Below are 709 nucleotides of genomic sequence, written 5' to 3'. Positions count from 1 at the left end.
GCGGGCATCGCGAGGATCAGGGTGTCCTGGCCCTTGCGCGGCACCAGCCGGGAGACGCAGACGACGACGGGCCGTTCGGTGAGCCCGAGCCGGGCCCGGACCGCGTCGCCGCCCGTATGGTCCAGCTGCCCCCGGGCGTCGACGAGAAGACGTTCCACCCGGACTCCGGCGGCGGCCGGGGTGAGCGCGGCGGCGATCCGGGAGCGGGTGTACTCCCCGAGGTAGGTCAGCGTGTCGGTGCCCTCGCCGATCCGCCGCAGCAGCTGCCGGGAGGCGGGCAGCTGCTGCGGCGGATCGGCGAGGGCACCGACACGCTGACCTACCTCGGGGAGTACACCCGCTCCCGGATCGCCGCCGGAGTCCGGGTGGAACGTCTTCTCGTCGACGCCCGGGGGCAGCTGGACCATACGGGCGGCGACGCGGTCCGGGCCCGGCTCGGGCTCACCGAACGGCCCGTCGTCGTCTGCGTCTCCCGGCTGGTGCCGCGCAAGGGCCAGGACACCCTGATCCTCGCGATGCCCGCGATCCTGGCCGCGCACCCGGACACGGTCCTGCTGATCGTGGGCGGCGGGCCCTACGAGGACGACCTGCGCACGCTCGCCGCGCGCACCGGCGTGGCGGACTCCGTGCGGTTCACCGGGGCGGTGCCCTGGTCGGAGCTGCCCGCGCACTACGGGGCCGGCGACGTCTTCGCGATGCCGTGCCGGAC

2 pseudogenes are annotated in these 709 nt (G+C 75.3%); one reads left to right on the top strand and one right to left on the bottom strand.

The features are described 5' to 3' along the window. A pseudogene (locus tag EAO73_RS35400) lies at nucleotides 1-284 on the bottom strand (alpha-(1-2)-phosphatidylinositol mannosyltransferase); the annotation flags it as partial. Between the two features lie 123 nt (nucleotides 285-407). On the opposite strand from EAO73_RS35400, the pseudogene EAO73_RS35395 reads away from it, so the two are divergent. After that, nucleotides 408-709, top strand: a pseudogene (locus EAO73_RS35395) (glycosyltransferase); the annotation flags it as partial.

The organism is Streptomyces sp. col6 (assembly GCF_008042035.1).
Lineage (GTDB): Bacteria > Actinomycetota > Actinomycetes > Streptomycetales > Streptomycetaceae > Streptomyces.
The sequence above is the reverse complement of the archived record's forward strand: the minus strand, read 5'-3'. Positions and strand labels throughout refer to the sequence as shown.